At 70.9% G+C, this 15,995-nt stretch carries 15 protein-coding genes; 14 read left to right on the forward strand and 1 reads right to left on the reverse strand.

Going from position 1 to position 15,995, the window contains the following annotated elements; all coding sequences use genetic code 11:
- The 14 genes from V8Z80_RS07930 to trmD all read left to right on the forward strand — a co-directional run bounded on the left by V8Z80_RS07930 (nt 1) and on the right by trmD (nt 15,480).
- Nucleotides 1-1,311: an extracellular solute-binding protein gene (locus tag V8Z80_RS07930; protein ID WP_336061621.1), complete on the forward strand. Its 1,311-nt coding sequence runs from the start codon at nt 1-3 to the stop codon at nt 1,309-1,311.
- A 151-nt stretch (nt 1,312-1,462) separates the two neighbouring features.
- Nucleotides 1,463-2,332 (forward strand): TcpQ domain-containing protein, encoded by an 870-nt coding sequence (locus V8Z80_RS07935; RefSeq protein WP_336061622.1) that lies wholly within the window; start codon nt 1,463-1,465, stop codon nt 2,330-2,332.
- 56 nt (nt 2,333-2,388) lie between these two features.
- Complete coding sequence (locus tag V8Z80_RS07940; RefSeq protein WP_336061623.1) at nt 2,389-4,023, forward strand: hypothetical protein; 1,635 nt, start codon at nt 2,389-2,391, stop codon at nt 4,021-4,023.
- 1 nt (nt 4,024) lies between these two features.
- Nucleotides 4,025-5,320 carry a hypothetical protein gene (locus V8Z80_RS07945; RefSeq protein ID WP_336061624.1) on the forward strand — a complete coding sequence of 432 codons (1,296 nt, stop codon included), beginning with the start codon at nt 4,025-4,027 and terminating at the stop codon, nt 5,318-5,320.
- Nucleotides 5,307-5,756, forward strand: a complete 450-nt coding sequence (locus V8Z80_RS07950; protein WP_336061625.1) for a hypothetical protein — start codon at nt 5,307-5,309, stop codon at nt 5,754-5,756. The genes V8Z80_RS07945 and V8Z80_RS07950 overlap by 14 nt, the downstream gene beginning before the upstream one ends.
- Before the next feature lies 1 nt (nt 5,757).
- Nucleotides 5,758-7,488 carry an ATPase, T2SS/T4P/T4SS family gene (locus tag V8Z80_RS07955; RefSeq protein ID WP_336061626.1) on the forward strand — a complete coding sequence of 577 codons (1,731 nt, stop codon included), beginning with the start codon at nt 5,758-5,760 and terminating at the stop codon, nt 7,486-7,488.
- Nucleotides 7,485-8,606: a general secretion pathway protein gene (locus V8Z80_RS07960; RefSeq protein ID WP_155195283.1), complete on the forward strand. Its 1,122-nt coding sequence runs from the start codon at nt 7,485-7,487 to the stop codon at nt 8,604-8,606. Before V8Z80_RS07955 ends, V8Z80_RS07960 begins: the two co-directional genes overlap by 4 nt.
- A 177-nt stretch (nt 8,607-8,783) precedes the next feature.
- Entirely contained in the window at nt 8,784-9,371 is a 588-nt protein-coding gene (locus tag V8Z80_RS07965) for a prepilin-type N-terminal cleavage/methylation domain-containing protein (protein ID WP_336061627.1), read from the forward strand.
- Nucleotides 9,340-10,536, forward strand: a complete 1,197-nt coding sequence (gene pilV, locus V8Z80_RS07970) for a shufflon system plasmid conjugative transfer pilus tip adhesin PilV (RefSeq protein WP_336061628.1) — start codon at nt 9,340-9,342, stop codon at nt 10,534-10,536. The genes V8Z80_RS07965 and pilV overlap by 32 nt, the downstream gene beginning before the upstream one ends.
- Before the next feature lie 89 nt (nt 10,537-10,625).
- Complete coding sequence (gene alaS / locus V8Z80_RS07975) at nt 10,626-13,247, forward strand: alanine--tRNA ligase (protein ID WP_336061629.1); 2,622 nt, start codon at nt 10,626-10,628, stop codon at nt 13,245-13,247.
- A 50-nt stretch (nt 13,248-13,297) separates the two neighbouring features.
- On the forward strand, nt 13,298-13,570 hold the full coding sequence (locus tag V8Z80_RS07980) for a sulfurtransferase TusA family protein (RefSeq protein ID WP_155195279.1): 273 nt from the start codon (nt 13,298-13,300) through the stop codon (nt 13,568-13,570).
- Nucleotides 13,571-13,699: 129 nt separating this feature from the next.
- Entirely contained in the window at nt 13,700-13,960 is a 261-nt protein-coding gene (gene rpsP, locus V8Z80_RS07985) for a 30S ribosomal protein S16 (RefSeq protein ID WP_155195278.1), read from the forward strand.
- Between the two features lie 84 nt (nt 13,961-14,044).
- Nucleotides 14,045-14,680 carry a ribosome maturation factor RimM gene (gene rimM / locus V8Z80_RS07990; RefSeq protein WP_336061630.1) on the forward strand — a complete coding sequence of 212 codons (636 nt, stop codon included), beginning with the start codon at nt 14,045-14,047 and terminating at the stop codon, nt 14,678-14,680.
- A gap of 20 nt (nt 14,681-14,700) precedes the next feature.
- The gene (gene trmD / locus V8Z80_RS07995; RefSeq protein WP_336061631.1) at nt 14,701-15,480 is read left to right on the forward strand and encodes a tRNA (guanosine(37)-N1)-methyltransferase TrmD; all 780 of its coding nucleotides are present in this window, start codon (nt 14,701-14,703) and stop codon (nt 15,478-15,480) included.
- Between the two features lie 67 nt (nt 15,481-15,547).
- On the opposite strand, the gene V8Z80_RS08000 is transcribed toward trmD, so the two are convergent.
- Nucleotides 15,548-15,973 carry a universal stress protein gene (locus V8Z80_RS08000; protein WP_155195276.1) on the reverse strand — a complete coding sequence of 142 codons (426 nt, stop codon included), beginning with the start codon at nt 15,971-15,973 and terminating at the stop codon, nt 15,548-15,550.
- Between the last annotated feature and the right edge of the window lie 22 nt (nt 15,974-15,995).

Raw genomic sequence — 15,995 nt, forward strand, 5'->3', positions numbered from 1 at the left:
ATGACTGAACACACCTTCGCGGGCCTGGCCCGCACGCTGCGGGCCACCGGGCACGCCATGATCCTTGGCCTGGGCGCGGCCTGCGCCACGGCCTACGCCGCCACCGATATCCAGGTCTGGCACACGCTGGCCGGACCGAACCGGGCCGAGTTCGAGAAGCTCGTCAAGCAGTTCAACCGCGACCAGAAGGACGTGCGGGTCGTGCTGCGCGGCTTCGACAGCCAGGCCGCCCTGCGCGAGGAAACCGGCAAGGCGCTGGCCGCCAAGAAGGCGCCGCACCTGGTGCAGATCGCCGACAACCATTCGCCCGAGGTGATCGCCGAGCACAAGAACATCCTGCCGATGTACCGCCTGCTGGACGACTACCCGATCCGGGACCTGGCCTGGTTCCTGCCGCAGACCTCGAACTTCGTGCGCGACAGCCGCGGCCGCCTGCTGGCCTTCCCGTTCATGGCCGAGGTGCCGGTCATGTTCTACAACCTGGATGCCTACAAGAAGGCCGGCCTGGATCCCAAGGCCCCGGCCCGCACCTGGAACGACCTGCAGGCCGAGCTGCTGCAGCTGCGGGCTTCCGGGGTGCATTGCCCCTACGCCACCAGCGACGCCGTGAAGGTGCACCTGGCCAACCTGGCGCCGGTCAACGGCAAGCTCTACGCCACCTCCGATAACGGGCTGGGCAAGGGCCAGCCCAAGCTGAACTTCGATTCGCTCTACATGCGCCACATCTCGCTGATGGTCAGCTGGACGCGGTCGATGCTGCTGACCGAGCACCCCAACGACAATACGCCCGACGCCTCCTTCGCCAAGGGCGCCTGCTCGGTGCTGACCTCGGGCACCGGCGCGCTGGGCCAGCTGCAGGCGGCCAAGGGGCTGTCCTTCGGCGTGGCGCCGCTGCCTTACTATCCGCAAGTGGCCAAGCAGCCCGGCCGTCCCTTCGTGAGCGGCTCGGCCCTGTGGGCCATCGCCGGCCATCCGCGCAGCGAGGACAAGGCTTCGGCGACTTTCCTGGCCTACCTGGCCACGCCGGTGGTGGCGGCGCAATGGCACCAGCAGACGGGCTACCTGCCCCTGACCGAGGCGGCCTTCCGCGCCTCGGACGTGTCGTTCTACAACAAGATCCCGGGCGCCCACCAGCTGATCGAAGCGCTGCGCACGCAGCCTTCGCCGTCTTCGCGCGGCTTTCGCCTGAACAACTATCCGCAGATCGAGACGGTGATGAACACCGAGCTGCAAAACGCCTTGACCGGCCAGACGCCGCCGATGCGGGCGCTGAACAACATCTCGGAGAAGGCGTCGGCGCTCATGCGGTGATGCCGCAGGGCCGCTGAAACGCGGCGCGAGGCCCGGGGGGGCTTAAGCGGCGTTTGTATCCATCCGGATATTTCGCGGCTTGTCCGCCCCCGTTGCGCGGGCCACCATGCAAGCCATCCGGCCATCTTGGCCGGGCCTTGCGTGGTGAGCCATGAAGCCTTGCATCCTGTTCCTGTCCTGCGCGGCCGTCCTGCCGGCCTGCACGGCGCCGTCGCCGTCCCAGCCTCCCTGGCCCAGCCTGGCTGCGGCCCAGGGCTACGACTTCAATTGGAGCCTGTCGGGCGATAGGGCCGTGGCGCCCTTGCAGGTCTTTCACGACGGGCGCGATACCTGGCTGCACTTTCCGCCCGGCCAGCCGGTGCCGGCCCTGTTCGTTTCGGCCGGGCAGGGCGAGCGGCTGGCGGCCTATACGCGGCGCGATCCCTATGTGGTGGTGCAGGGCGTGTGGCCCGCCATCACCCTGCGCGGCGGACGCAGCCTGGCGCAGGCCCGTTATCTCGGGCCCGGCGGCCAGGGCGCCGCCGTGCCGGCCCAGGCCGGGCCCATGCAGCATGCCCATGCCTTGGCGAACTCGCCGGCAGGCGATACGCCGGACGTTGCCGCAGCGGCGGGGCCGGTGGCAGCCGCGCTGCCGGTCCAGGGGCCGGTGGTCACGCCCGGGTCCGCGGCTACCGGCGCGGCTTCGGCCGCGCCGCCGAAAGACGGCACGCAGCCGCCTGCCGCGCCCACGGTGTTCCACGCCTCGCCCGCCGACGGCACCATGCGGGCCTTGCTGGGCACATGGTCGCGCCAGGCCGGCTGGACCTTCGAAAACGAGCACTGGGCGGTCGACGTGGACATCCCGCTCAGCGGCTCGGCCTCGTTCAGCAACGGCTACCGCGAGGCGGTGCGCGCCCTGCTGGCGGCCTCCGAGCTGGGCGAGCGCCCGGTGCAGCCGTGTTTCTACGCAAACCGCGTATTGCGGGTCGTGGCGCTGAACGAACCTTGCGACCGCAGCGCGGGCGAAAGGGGGGCGATATGAGCCCGCCGGGCCGCCCCAAGGGCGAATACCGGAGTGCGCAGCACGCAGGTTGCCCGATGAGCCCGCCGGGCCGCCCCAAGGGCGGATGCCGCGGTGCGCGGCGGGCATGGGTCGGCGTGCTGCTTGCCGGCATGGCGCTGTCCGGCTGCGCCGTGGTCCGCCAGGTGGACGACATGCTGGCCCGCCATGAGCAGGCTGGCGAGCAGCTGCGCAGCCGGCGGCAGGCCTTCGTGCAGCCCTTGCCCGATCCGCAGGCGCGGCGTGCCGCCCAGGAGGTCGACCGCGCATGGCTGGCAGGCCGGGCGCAGCCGCTGGCGCGCGAGGCGGTCCTGCCGCCTGCCTTGCAGGCGCACGTCAACACCACCTTGCTGTTCGCCGACGAGCTGGCCGAGCTGCCCGTGCTGGCCGAGCGCATCACCCGCGCCACCGGCATCGCGGTACGGGTCATGCCCGATGCCTTGCTGCCGGCGGAGGATTTCCTGCCGCGCGTGGCCGGCGCGGGCAAGCTGCTGGTCCTGGCGCCTACGACGGCGGGCTTCGCGCAGGGTCCCCAGCCCTTGCCCCGCATGCTCGACGCGCTGGCCCACCGCCTGGGCATCCACTGGCGCTATCACGAAGGCGCCATCGAGTTCTACCGTGTGCAGACGCGGGTTTTCGACGTGCGCCTGCTTACCATGGATGCCAGTTCGCACGTAAGCCTGGGACGCTCGGGCAGCCAGCAGGAAGGCGGCTTCGAGAACGTATCGAGCACGTCGCTGAGCCTGGAGCAGGCCGACCCCCTGCAAGCGGTGCGGCTGCGCGTGCAGGCGCTGCTTTCACGGGCAGGCACGGTCAGCGCCGAGCCGGGCGCAGGGGCGTCCCTGGTCGTCACCGATACGCCTGCCGCGCTCGAGCGCGTGGCGCAGTTCCTGGCGCGCGAAAACCGCGTGCTGACCCGGCGCGTACGCCTGGTGTTCGAGGAAATCACGCTGGCGCTGGACCGCAGCGCCGAGGGCGGCATCGACTGGCATCTCATTCACCAAAGCAGCCGCACCGCCGCGGCGCTGGCCGGGGGCACGGCCGCGGGCCTGCTGCCCGAGGCCGGCCGGCTGCAAGCGGGCCTGCTGGCCGGGCCGCTGGGAGGCTCGGATGCCATCGTCGCCGCCTTGTCGCAGGTCGGCACGGTGCTGCGCCATACCCGCGTGCCGGTCTACACCCTCAACCGCCGGCCCGTCACGCACGCGGTTCGCACCACCTTCTCCTATATCGACCAAGCCCAGACCAGCACCACGCTGGGCATGGGCGGCGCGCTGGGGGCGGCCTTGCCGTCGGTGTCGGTCAGCCAGAAGCAGGAAACCACCGGCACCTTCCTGACGCTGCTGCCCGATGCGCAGGACGACGGACAGGTATTGCTGTCGGTGTCCTACGACAACACCGTCGCCCAGCCCCTCAAGACCGTCACCTTCGGCGCCCAGGAAAACCAGGTGCAGATCCAGCAACTGGCCATCGATGGCTCCGGCACCGTGCAGCAGGTGGCCCTGCGGCCGGGCCAGCCCATGGTGATCGCGGGTTTCGACCGCAGCGAAGACGACGGCCAGCGGCGCCGCCACCTGGACGGCTGGCCTTTGCTCAGCGGCGGCCGGGACCGCGCCGCCTCGCAGCGCACCACCACCGTGGTCATGGTCGGCGCCGAAATCGAAGAGGGCTTCTAGCATGCGCCTGCTTCCCGATACGGCGCATCCCGGGCAGTGGCTGGCGCAAGAGGCCGGCGTCCAATGGCTGTTCGGGCTGCATTGGGCGCCGCTGCTCGGGCGCGACCTTGCCCGGCTGGCGCGGCGGCGCGCGCGTGCGCTCGGCGCCACGCACTACACCTGGTCCGGCCAGTCGCAGGCCAGCGCGGGCTGCGCGCGCCTGCGGCGCAAGGGCCCGCGCCATCGCCATGCGGCGGCCCTGGCGGCCATGCGCGCCGCCGGCGTGCCTTCGGCCGCCATGCTGCTTCAGGCCGGCGAGGCCGGCTGCTGGCTGGCGGCCTGGCACGCGGGCGCGGTCGTGGCGCAAACCGACCGGGTGTATGGCTCCGTGCCGCAGGCGCGCCTGGCCCTGGAGGCGCTGCAAGTCCGCTATCCCGCCATGCCGGTCTATGGCAACGTGGACCTGGACGGCATCGTGCCCTTCGATTGGGCCCAGCTGCAGGCTGGACGCGAGCAGGCCGGGGCCTTGCGGCCCGTGCATGGCGCGGCGCGCCGTGCCGCGTGGATCGCCGGGGCGTGCACGGCGGCTGGCTGCGCGGCTTGGCTGGGGTGGGGCGGCGCACAGCGCCAGGAACCGGCCCTGGCCGCGGACCAGGCACAGGCCGCCTGGGAGGCCGCGCTCGATGCCAGCGTGGCCTCCGTCCATTGGCATACGCCGGCCGACCTGGAGCCGGTCCTGCAAAGCTTGCGCCAGCTGCCTGCCGCCGTGACGGGATGGACGCTGAACGAAGCCCTTTGCCTGGCCCAGGGGCCCGGCTGGCTTTGCCAGGCCAGCTATGCGCGCGGCACGCTGGGGCGCAACCGCCATCTGGCCGACGTCCTGCCGCCGGGCTGGCAGCTGCGGGTGGATCTGCTGGACGGCGCGCAGCTGAGCTGGCGGCAGGATGGCGCGGCCAAGCCGCTGCGCTGGCGCACGCTGGCCGGCGCCCAGGAGATCGAGATAGACCTGGCTACCCGCCTGCAGTCAGTCATGCGGCTATTCACGCGCGTGCAGGTGCATGCCTGGCAGGCCCTGCCCGTCGAGGCCCCGCGCGATGCGGCCGGCCAGATGCTGCGCCGGCCCGACGCGCTGCCCGTGCCGGGCCGGCGCGCCATCCTGCTCGAAGGGCCGCTGCATGCCTACGCCTTGCTCGAGGATCTTGCGCTGTCCGCGTCCTGGCAGCGCCTGCACCTGCGCTTGGCTTCTCCTTCCGGCGCCGGACTGGCGTCCCATCGTGCGCAGGTCAGCCTGCAAGGAATGCTCTATGAAATGCACTAAATACGGGGCGCCGCTCATGCTGGCCGCCGGCCTGTCCTGCCTGCCCGCGCCTGCCCGGCCGCATCCCGGGCCTGCATCGGCCTGGAGCCAGGCGCCCACCGTCCAGGACCTGATGCGCCTGGACCTGCAGGCCGCGCTGGCCGCCGCAGGGGCCGCGCCGCCAGGGCACGTGCCCGGGCCGGCGCACGTGCCCGCCGCCACCCCGGCGCAGCCGCTGGCGCAGGCGCCTCGCGTGCTGGCCATCTACGGCGTGGGCAAGCGCATGCATGCCGAGATGCTGGTCGACGGACACCGGCACCGCCTTTCGCCGGACGGCCCGGCGGACTGGGACGGCGCCTATCACCTGCTGGAGGTGCGCGGCCATTGCCTGAAGGCCGCGCGTGCGGGCCAGGCGCCCTTGACGCTGTGCCTGGGCGCGTCCGGGCAGGAGCGCTGAAATGAAACGAGCCGCACGCTCGCTGCGTCCGCTGCCCCCCGAAGGGCTGGAGCCGTCCGCCTTCAGGCCCGTCGTGGCCAATCTGTCCGGCCACGACGATCTGGCTGCGCTGTCTCCGGCCTTGGCCCGCGTCATCGCGGCCGACTTCGACCTGGCGGCCCTGGAGGGCCAGCTGTGCCCGGCGCTGCTCGAGGACGGCAGCGCCGCCGTGTTCGCCGTCCAGGACCAGGCCCTGACCGATGCGGCGGCCGAGCTGCTGCGCCAGTTGCGCGGCCGCGGCCTGGCCCTGGCCGAGCCTTCCATCTATGTCCTGCCGGCGCCCTTGCTGCTGGCGCTGTCGCGAGGCCAGATCACCGCCGCCAGCCTGCGCAGCCGCCGCGCCCTGCATGCGGATCCCCGCCGTACGGCGCTGGCCCGCGCTTTCGACGAGATCGTGGCCTGGGGGCTGCGTCATGGCGCCAGCGACATCCACCTGAACGTGAGCCTGCGCCAGCGCCAATCCCAGGTGCGCTATACCGTGGCGGGGCGGTACGTGGCGCCCGAGTGCTATGCCCGCATGCCCACGGCCACCCTGATGGAAATCCTATCGGTGGCCTGGATGCAGGTGCGCGGGGGCAACGGCGCGGTGTTCGATCCTTCCATCGAGCAGCAGGGGCAGATCTGGCATCGCGCCGGCCCGGCGCCGGCCGGCGTCATGCTGCGCTGGGCTTCGCTGGCGGCCGATGCCGGCCCCAGCGTCTGCCTGCGGATCATCCGCCTGGACGGCGAGAGCGCCGCCACCGGCATCGCCGAGCTGGGCTACCTGCCCGGCCAGGCACAGGCCCTGGCGCGCGCCGGCCGCTGCGAGGGCGGCGCCGTGGTGCTGGCCGGAGCAGTGGGGTCGGGCAAGTCCACCACCCTGGCCGCGCTCATGCGCGCGGTGCCGGCCACCCGCAAGGTCGTCACGCTGGAGGATCCGGTCGAATACCTCATCCCCGGCGCCTTGCAGAACACGGTAGGGCGGGATTTGCAGGACGACGGCCAGACGGTGTTCGACGCCAAGCTGCGCACGCTCAAGCGCAGCGCCATGAACGACCTGATGATCGGCGAGATCCGCGATGCGCAGACCGGCCGCGCATTCATGGACCTGGCCGCTTCGGGCGTGAGCGTCTACACCACCACCCATGCCGGCTCGGTGCTGCTGATCGGCGAGCGCCTGGCCTCGGACTTCATCGGCATCTCGCGCGATTTCCTGGCCACGCCCGGCATACTCAAGCTGCTCGTCTACCAGGCCTTGCTGCCGGCCTTGTGCGCGCACTGCGCCTTGCCGCTCGAATCGTTGTTCGAAGGCCCGGGCGCGGCGGCCTGCAGACGCTGGGCCGAGCGCATCGAGACGGCATTTGCGCTGGATCCCTTGCGCATGAAGGTGCGCAATCCGCAAGGCTGCGCGGCTTGCCGCTCGGACCGGCTGCCGGACATGGCGGGGCTGTCCGGGCGCACCGTGGCGGCGGAGATGTTCGAGCCCGAGGACGACCCCGTCTTCCTGCGCTGCCTGCGCGAGCGCGACAACCTCGGGCTGCTGCGGCATTTCGCCGGCCAGCGCGGCGCGGCCTTCGACGAGCCGGACATGCGCGGCAAGACCGCCATGCAGTGCGCGTTGTACAAGGCCAGCCAGGGATGGGTGGACCCGCGCGACGTCGAGGCGCGTTTCCGGCCCTTCGACAGCGTGGCCCCGGCGGGCAGGCCAGCATGATCGCGGCCAGGCTGGCATCGGGCATGCGCGCGATCTGGCGCGCGCATGCGGCAACCGTGCTGCGGCGCAGCCGCGGCGATTACTACGAATACCTGTCCGAACGGCTGCAGGCCGGCAATGGCGGCAAGACCTTGCTTGCGCTGTTCCTGGATGATGCGGCCCGCCATGGCCCGCATACGGCGCGCGGCCTGCTGTCGGCCCATTGGGCCTCGCTGTGCCAGGAGCAGGGCGCCGACGTGCACGCGATCTGGCAGGGCGTGTTCCCGGAAGAGGAGCTGCTCCTGCTGCGCATTGCCCAGCAGGCCGGCGCCAAGGCCTTCGTCCAGACGCTGGCTGAACTGGCCGGCGCCGTCCGGCTGGTGGGCCAAGTGCGCGCCTTGCTGGCGGGCACGCTGGGCGTGGCGCTGGCCGCGCTGGCCGTCATGCTGGCGACGCTGGCCGCGGTGCCTTACTACACCGCGCCGCGGCTCAGGCAGGCTTTCCAGGGCTTGGCGCCGGAGCACTACGGACCCGGCGCCAGGCTGTTCCACGACTTCGCGCAGGCGCTGCAGCAGGGCTGGCCGTGGCTAGCGCTTGGCATCGCGCTGGCCGTGGCCGCCGGCCTGGCCAGCCTGCCGCGCTACACCGGCCGGCTGCGCCCCTGGCTGGATCGCCTTCCGCCCTGGTCCGTCTACCGGGATTTCCAGGCATTGCGCTTTCTTGCCTTGTTGGCGCTGTTGCTGCGCCGCCAGGGCCACCGCGTCATGGCCCTGGGCGAGGCGCTGGCCCGCATCGCGGGCGGTTCTGCGCCCTGGATGGCCTGGCAGGCACAGCGCATGGGAGAGCGCATGGACGAGGGCGAGCGCGGGGCCGGCGTTTTTGATACCGGCCTGCTCGATGCGTCCACCCGCTGGTTCATGCAGGACATGATCGAGGCCTATGGCATGGACGAAGGCGTGCGGCGGGCGCGCCTGCGGCTGGAGACCCATGCCCGCCGGCGCATCCAGGCGCAGGCCCAGGCCTGGCGGTGGCTGCTGCTGCTCGGTGCGCTGGCCTGCCTGCTGGCGCTGGCCGGCTGGCACTACGCCGTCATCGACGAAATGCGCCGGGCGCTGCTGCTGCGCCATGCCGGCGTCTGAGCTGCCGGTCCCCGCACGAGACCACCGTATGCCTGCCTCGGCCGCCCCCCCCCAAGCCCCCGTCCGTCCCAACCCCGTTACGGAGATAACCCTGCCATGCCCGTTCTTCGCTTTCCTTCACCGCCCCGCGCGCGGGCGCGCCGGCCACTGCCTCGGCGCGCCGGCTTGCCGCGCCCTTTGCGGCACCCTTTGCAGCGCGGGTTCTCGCTGATCGAAGTATCCATCGTCACCGCCATCATCCTGCTCATCGCGGTAATCGGCGTGCCGGCCGTCACGGCCTACGTGGTCGAGAACAAGGTGCCGCGCGTGGCCGAGGAACTGCAGCGTTTCGTGCTGCGGCTCAAGGTCGGCGCCCAGGGCGCCGGGCCCATGCCCTATGCCAGCGTGCAGACCGGCGTGCTGGCCGAGGCCATGCGCACCTCCGGCGTGCTGACCGTCAACGGCAGTGCCGGCATGGGCGGTTCGGCGGTGGTGGCGCATGGCCTGGGCGGCGCGGGCGAGGGCGGCAACGGCGTGGTGACCGTGCAGCCGGTGGACGGCGGCGCCGCCTTCTCGCTGACGCTGAGCAACGTGAACCGCGCCGCCTGCCCGGCCTTGCCGTCCATCCTGCAGCGGCTGGCCGAAACCGTCCGCATCGAGACCTCGCGCGGCGGCGGCTATGCCAAGAACGACCGGGGCACCGTCCCGCTCGCCTATAGCGCCATCACGGCGCAAAACCTTTGCAATGCCGGCGATGACAATCTTTTCGAATTCACCTTCCGCTAAGGCCAAGCGCCCGGGCCCGCGCGCCAGGCCTCGCGCGGGGCGGTCCGGCGCGCGCCGTGCGCCGCGGGGATTCGCCCTGATCGAGCTGACGCTTGCCGCCGCCTTGCTGTCGCTGGCCGCCATCTGGGCGGCCGGGGCCTGGGAGCGCCGCATCGAGGACGCCGGCGCGCAGGCGCTGGCCCGATGGCTGCTGGCCATCGAGGCGGCCGCACGGCCCGCGCTCGCGCAGATGGAGCAGCATGCGCGCGGGCAGGCCGCCGGCCCCCTGCCCACGGCCTTGTCCGGCGGCGTAACGGTGGCCGGGCTCAAGCAGCTGGGCTATCTGGACGCCGGCTTTCCCGAGCGTTCCGCCTGGAACGACGGCGCGTCCATCCAGGTGCTGCAGGGCCAGTCATGTCCGGGGCCGGCCTGCGCCATGGACTTGCTGATCCACACCGGCGTGGGGAGCGGTGCGGCGGACCCGGGCCGGCGGGCCGACCGGGTGGGCGCGGTCCTGCTGGCCGCGCAAGGCAAGGCGGGTGCCGTGCACGCGCACGACCCGGGCCGGGTGCGCGGGGCTGTATTCAACCTGCCCAATCCCCCGTCCGCCCAGGCCGCGCCGCTGGCGCCCGGTTCGATTGCCGTCCTGGTCGCGGGCAGCGCGCCCTACGACGATCCCTACGTACGCCGCCGCGATACGCGCGATCCGGCGCTGCAGGGGGCCTTGTCGGTGGCGGGCCAGGCCAACTTCGGCGCCGGGGCCTTGCTGCAGGGCGATTTGCAGGTGCGCGGCGGCGCGGCCCTGGGCGGCTGGGCCTCGGTCCAGGGCGGCCTGACCGCCGGCGGCACGCTCACGGGCCAGGGCAGGGTGGTGGCCCACGAATTCCTGCAGGTGGGCGGGATCGCCGCGGCCGGGACGGGCTGTTCGCCGGCGGGCCTGATCGCCCGGGACGCGGCCGGCGGCCTGCTCGGATGCAGCGGCGGCGTCTGGGCGGCCCAGGATGGCGGTTTCGGCGGCAGCTACGTGGTGAACAACGTGCGCGGCTGCATCCACCCGGACCTGGTCAACCCGCGTACCGGCGGCTGCTCCTGCCCGGCAGGCTACCAGGCGCAATGGATATCGCAATGGGCGCCCGGGCCCTACGACGACGGCGTGTTCCTGAGGACCTATATTTGCCTGCGTTGACACGCCGGGCCCTGGCCGGCGGCCCGGCTGCGCCGCTGCCCGGGCGCGCCCTTATAATCGGCGATTCGCCCCGTTTCGGCCACCATGCCATGAAAGTCTCCGAGATCCGCCAAAAGTTCCTGCAGTTCTTCCAGTCCCAGGGACATACCATCGTCCCATCCTCGTCGCTGGTGCCCGGCAACGATCCGACGCTGCTGTTCACCAACTCCGGCATGGTGCAGTTCAAGGACGTCTTCACCGGCAAGGAGGCGCGCCCCTATTCGCGCGCCACGTCGGCGCAGCGCAGCGTGCGCGCAGGCGGCAAGCACAACGACCTGGAGAACGTGGGCTATACCGCGCGGCATCACACTTTCTTCGAGATGCTGGGCAACTTCAGCTTCGGCGACTACTTCAAGCAGGATGCCATCCGCTATGCCTGGACCTTGCTGACCGAGGTCTACGGCCTGCCCGCCGAAAAGCTCTGGGTCACGGTCTACCAGGAAGACGACGAGGCCTACGGCATCTGGCAAAACGAGATCGGCGTGCCGGCCGGGCGCATCATCCGCATCGGCGACAACAAGGGCGCGCGCTATGCCTCGGACAACTTCTGGCAGATGGCCGAGACCGGCCCCTGCGGTCCCTGCACCGAGATCTTCTACGACCACGGTCCGGACGTATGGGGCGGCCCGCCCGGTTCGCCCGAGGAAGACGGCGACCGCTACATCGAGGTCTGGAACCTGGTGTTCATGCAGTTCGACCGCGACGCTTCGGGCAAGCTCACGCCGCTGCCCAAGCCCTGCGTGGACACCGGCATGGGCCTGGAGCGCATCGCGGCCGTGCTGCAAGGGGTGCATTCGAACTACGAGATCGACCTGTTCCAGGCGCTGATCGCCGCGGCCGCCCGCGAGACCGGCTGCACCGACTTGCAAGAGAACTCCCTGAAGGTCATTGCCGACCACATCCGCGCTTGCGCCTTCCTGATCGTGGACGGCGTCATTCCGAGCAACGAGGGGCGCGGCTACGTGCTGCGCCGCATCGTGCGCCGGGCCCTGCGGCACGGCTACAAGCTGGGCCAGACCCAACCCTTCTTCCATCGCCTGGTGCCCGACCTGGTGCGCGAGATGGGAGCGGCCTATCCCGAGCTAGAGCAGGCTGCCGGGCGTGTGCAGCAGGTGCTCAAGCAGGAGGAAGAACGCTTTGGCGAAACGCTGGAGCACGGCATGAAGATCCTGGACGCCGCCCTGGCCGGCGTGCAAGAAGGCGGGCGCATCGAGGGCGGCACGCTTTTCACCCTCTACGATACCTATGGGTTTCCGGTGGACCTGACCGCCGATATCTGCCGCGAGCGCGGCGTCGAGGTCGACCTGGAAGGATTCGAGTCCGCCATGGCGCGCCAGCGTGAGCAGGCGCGCGCCGCGGGCAAGTTCAAGGCGGCCGAGGGCCTGGCCTACGAGGGCGCGCCCACGCGCTTTGACGGCTACGAAACCTTGTCCGGCCAGGCGCGGGTGACGGCCCTGTACGTGGGCGGGGCCGCGGTGCAAAGCGTACAGGCAGGCCAGGAGGCCATCGTGGTGCTGGACGCCACGCCGTTCTACGCCGAATCCGGCGGCCAGGTCGGCGATGCGGGCACGCTGCAGGCCCCGGGCGTGCTGTTCGACGTGTCCGATACCCAGAAGATCCAGGCCGGCGTGTTCGGCCATCACGGCACGCTGCAATCGGGCGAACTCGCGCTGGGCATGACGCTGCAGGCCCAGGTCGATGCGCAGCGCCGGGCGCGCACGGTGCGCAACCATTCGGCCACCCACCTCATGCACAAGGCCTTGCGCGAAGTGCTCGGCAGCCACGTGCAGCAGCGCGGCTCGCTGGTCGATGCCGACAAGACCCGCTTCGATTTTGCGCACGATGCGCCGCTGAGCGCCGAGCAGATCGCCCAGGTGGAAGCCATCGTCAACGCCGAGGTGCTGGCCAATGCGCCGGTGCAGGCGCGCCTGATGGGCTACGAAGAGGCCGTCAAGGGCGGGGCCATGGCCCTGTTCGGCGAGAAATACGGCGATACCGTGCGGGTGCTCGATATCGGCAGCTCGCGCGAGCTGTGCGGCGGGACCCACGTCAGCCGCACTGGCGACATCGGCTTGTTCAAGATCGTGAGCGAAGGCGGCGTGGCCGCCGGCGTGCGCCGCGTCGAGGCCATCACCGGCGACAATGCCCTGCGCTGGGTGCAAAACATCAATGCCACGCTGGCGCGCGCGGCCGGCGCGCTCAAGAGCCAGCCGGCCGAGCTGCCCGAGCGCATCGCCCAGGTGCAGGAGCAGCTGCGCGCCCTGGAAAAAGATCTCGAGCAGGCGCGGGCGCGCCTGGCGGCCAGCGCCGGCAACGACCTGGCGGCCAGCGCGGCGGTCAAGCTCGACGGCGCCACCCTGCTGGCCGCCGTGGTCAAGGATGTCGATCCCAAGGCCCTGCGCGGCATGGTCGATCAGTTGAAGGACAAGCTCAAGCCCGCCGTGGTGCTGCTGGCCGCGGGTGCGGCCGACGGCAAGATCAGCATCGTGGGCGGGGTCACGCCCGAACTGGTCGGGCGCGTCAAGGCGGGCGAACTGGTCGGCCATGTCGCCGCCCAGGTGGGCGGCAAGGGCGGCGGGCGCCCCGACATGGCCATGGGCGGCGGCGCCGACCTGGCTGCCTTGCCCGGCGCGGTGCAAAGCGTGCGGGCCTGGGTCGAGCAGCGGCTGTGACGGGCCGCCCCGAGCGCGAATACGGCAGTGCGCAGCACGAAGGGAAGGCTATGAGCGCCGAACATGCTTCTTCATCCCAGGCCCCGGGCGAACTGCCCATGCACCACCTGGAGGTCGACGCCAGCGGGCTGGCCTGCCCATTGCCCATCCTGCGGGCCAAGAAGGCCCTGGCGCAGCTCGAAAGCGGGCAGGTCCTGAAGGTGGTCACGACCGACCGCAATGCGGTCAAGGACTTCCAGGCCTTCGCCAAGCAGACGGGCAATACCTTGATGCTGCAGCACCAGGCCGGCGCGCGCGTCCTGCATTTCATGCGTAGGCGCTGAACCACATCCGGTCCGCTGCAGTGCGGTATGGGTTAGAATAACGGGTTTGCACTTGCAAGAATGTTTGCCAAGAGTGGCTTGCAAGTGCTATCCTTACTGGCTTTTCTCAACATTTTCAAGGAATTACCTATGGTGGTGATTCGCCTGGCCCGCGGTGGGTCCAAGAAGCGACCTTTCTACAACGTAGTGGCTGCCGATTCGCGCAATCGTCGCGATGGCCGTTTCATCGAGCGCGTGGGCTTTTACAACCCCATCGCCAACGAGAACGACGAGCGCCTGCGTCTTTCCCTGGACCGCGTGCAGCACTGGACCGGCAACGGTGCCCAGCTTTCGCCGGCCGTGGCGCGCCTGGTCAAGGAATACTCGGCCAAGGTTTCGGCCGCTGCCTAAGATGCGCCTGGGCCCTTCGGCCGTCCGCAAGGACGCGCTTTCTTCCTCGGGAAGGATGCCGCCTGGCGGTCGGAGGACAGCGCGGTGACGCGGGCCGGCGAGCGGCCTGAAGTCCCGGCCGACCTCGTCGAGCTGGGCCGTGTCGTATCCGCGTATGGCGTACGCGGCTGGGTCAAGGTCCAGCCGCATTCTTCCCAAGCCGAAGTGCTGCTGGCTGCCCGCCGCTGGTGGCTGGCCAGGCCGCCTGCGCCCGCCGCCGGCGCGGTGCCGGCGTGCCCGCCGGCTGGCGCCTTGCGCGCCGTGGCGGTGCAAAGCGCCCGCCCGCAGGGCGCGACCGTCGTGGCCGCTCTCGAAGGCGTGGCCGACCGCGACCAGGCCCAGGCCTTGCGCGGCCTGAGCGTCCTTGTCCCGCGCAGCGACTTCCCCGCGCTCGAGGCGGGCGAATATTATTGGATAGACCTGATCGGCTGCCTGGTCTGGGGCGAGGACGCCGGCGAGCCGGTATTGCTGGGGCGGGTGCGCGGCGTGACCGAAAACGGCGCGCATGCCCTGCTGCAGGTGCTGCGCCTGCAAAGGCAGGCCGACGGCCAGTTGCAGCCCTTGCTGTCGGCCAAGGGGCGCGAGCAGGAAATCCTGGTGCCGTTCGTCGATGCGCATCTGAGGTCGGTCGATCTGGCCGCGCGCCGCATCGATACCGATTGGCCCAGCGACTACGAATAGCCTGCCAAGGCGCCAAGGCCATGCGCTTCGACGTTCTTACCCTGTTTCCCGAGATGTTCGGGGCGATCCGCGACATGGGCGTGACGGGCCGTGCGCATGCGCATGGCCGTTGGGCACTGCACACCTGGAACCCGCGCGACTTCACGCACGACGTGCACAGGACGGTGGACGATCGCCCCTATGGCGGCGGCCCGGGCATGGTCATGATGGCCCAGCCCCTGGAAGACGCGGTGCGCCAGGCCAGGGACGATCGGATGAACCAGGGCTGCCCGCCAGCCAAGGTGGTGCTGCTGTCCCCGGCGGGGCGCCGCTATGGCCAGGCCGATGCGCAGCGCCTGGCCCAGGAAGGCGCCGGGGCGATCCTGGTCTGCGGGCGCTACGAGGGCGTGGACCAGCGCTTCATCGAGCGCTGCGTGGACGAGCAATGGTCCCTGGGCGATTTTGTGCTGTCCGGCGGCGAACTGGCCGCCATGGCCATGATCGATGCGGCGGTGCGGCTGTTGCCGGGCGTGCTGGGCGATCCCGACTCGGCCTTGCAGGATTCCTTCCATCCCGCCGTCTCGGGATTGCTGGATAGCCCCCATTACACGCGTCCGGAGGTCTACGAAGGGCTGGCGGTGCCGGCGCCCCTGCTCTCGGGGCACCATGCGCGCATCGTCCAGTGGCGCCGCGAGCAGGCCTTGCGACTGACCGCGGCCAGCCGCCCGGATATCATCGAGGCGGCGCGCCGCGCGGGCTTGCTCTGCGCCCGGGACGAGCGTTTCCTGGCGGAACTGGAGCGCGAGCGGCCTGACGCTTGAAGGCGGGGCTGCCGGGCTTGCGCAAGGGCCGGCGTCGCCCGCCCGGCCGGCCCCGGCCTGCGCGGCCTTATTTGATGAGGGTAACCGGCACCTGGATCAGGTGCAGGGTCTTGGTCGTCACCGAGCCGAGCCAGAAGCCGCTCATGGCGCTCAGGCCGCGCGTGCCCATCACCACGTGCCCGATGTCCTCGTCCTGCACATACTTGGCGATGGTCTCGGCCACCGGGCCGACGCGCTCGGCGCGGGTGTAGGGCACCTTGGCCTGGTCCAGCCGTTCGAGGGCCGCCTTCAGCGCGTCCCGGGCCTCGGCCTGGTAGTACTGGTCGATGGTCGCCTTGTCCACGAATTGTTTGACCGCGCCGGAGATGATCGGCGGCTGGACGTTCAGCACGTGCAGCTCGGTATCCGGCGCCTGCCTGGCTTGCTGGATGACAAAATCGACGGCGCGCAGGGCGTTTTCGGAACCATCGACGGGAACGAGCAGCTTGGCCATGAAGTCTCCTTGAATGGAAATT

The organism is Orrella sp. JC864 (genome assembly GCF_037026685.1).
Classification (GTDB): Bacteria; Pseudomonadota; Gammaproteobacteria; order Burkholderiales; family Burkholderiaceae_B; genus Orrella.